This window comes from Aphanothece microscopica RSMan92, assembly GCF_046613545.2.
Lineage (GTDB): Bacteria > Cyanobacteriota > Cyanobacteriia > PCC-6307 > Cyanobiaceae > NIES-981.
Genome location: NZ_JBKKKY020000285.1, coordinates 1 through 713, shown reverse-complemented (window position 1 = coordinate 713; position 713 = coordinate 1). Strand labels below are relative to the sequence as shown.

At 72.4% G+C, this 713-nt stretch carries 2 protein-coding genes; both read left to right on the top strand.

Annotated features, from left to right (window positions below; translation table 11 throughout):
* Positions 1-134: 134 nt before the first annotated feature.
* Positions 135-287, top strand: a complete 153-nt coding sequence (locus ACLD7X_RS17535) for a hypothetical protein (RefSeq protein WP_411424974.1) — start codon at positions 135-137, stop codon at positions 285-287.
* 4 nt (positions 288-291) lie between these two features.
* A partial coding sequence (locus ACLD7X_RS17530) for a WD40 repeat domain-containing protein (RefSeq protein WP_482763995.1) occupies positions 292-713 on the top strand: 422 nt, incomplete at its 3' end.

The following is a 713-nucleotide window of genomic DNA, read 5'->3' as shown; positions in this document are numbered from 1 at the left end:
CGCCCCATCACCGCCCGCGACCCCGACGGGCCGCTGGGACAGATCTACGGCCGGATGGCACGCGCCCTCTGGCAATCGCTTGTCGCGCCCCGCGCGGCGGCGATAGGATGAATCAGAAAGGAAGGGAGAACCCGATGAAAGCATTCCTCGCCTCGGTCGTCGTCGCCATCGTCGTGGCGGTCGGTGCCGCGCAGATCCTGCCGATGTTCCAGTCGACCTCGCCCGATGCCTTTACCACCGAAGGGGCGCGCATCACCTCGCCCGGCGACAACCTCGTCCAGTTCTGACGCGATGCGCCTTGCGGCGCTTCTGGTCCTGATGGCCCTGCCCGCCGCCGCGCAAGACCTGCGCGGCCACGGGGGGCCGGTGCGTGCGCTGGCGGTGGACGGCGCGCGCATCCTGTCAGGCAGCTTCGACACCCGCGCGATCCGCTGGGACGGCACGCTGCCCGCCCAGGTCGTGCGCGGCCATACCGGCGCGGTCACCGCCGTTCTGCCCCTGCCCGACGGTTTTGCCACGGGTGGGCAGGATGGTCAGGTCGTGACCTGGGGCAGCGGCCCCGCCCCCCTGACCACCCGCCAGTCGCATCAGGCGCCCGTCTCGGCGCTGGCCGTCCTGGGGGGCGGCGTGGCCTCGGGCGGATGGGACGGGCGGATCGTGCTGCCCGACGGCACCGGCCTTGACGCCCACCAGGGGCAGGTCAACGGCCTTGT